The organism is Janibacter sp. CoH_79_TC_3, assembly GCF_058197955.1.
Window position 1 is genome coordinate 1 of the sequence record NZ_JBXWIV010000092.1, and the last position, 272, is coordinate 272.

General features: G+C 46.0%; 1 protein-coding gene. It reads left to right on the forward strand.

Annotation, left to right across the window (positions count from 1 at the left end; all coding sequences use genetic code 11):
• Positions 1-272: hypothetical protein (locus AC2FA3_RS15205; protein WP_490510315.1), on the forward strand; the 272-nt coding region annotated here is incomplete at both ends.

Sequence of the window (272 nt, forward strand, 5' to 3'; positions counted from 1 at the left end):
ATGATGACTGGAGCTACACCGGCCGTCTGCAAAACGAGCAAGTTCTGACTCATGACAATGCTGGTAACGAAGATACCAAACTGAACTGGGCATTTGTTGATGGTAAAATTGGTGGCATGGCTGTAACCGCTGGCCGTCAAGACTTCAAACTGCACACTGGTTCTGTAGTAGATGCTACCTTTGATGGTGTTAAAGTTGCTTATGGCAAAGACGTTAAATTGACCGGTTATGCTGGTAAAGCTTCTAACTTCACTGATGTATCTGGCGACCGC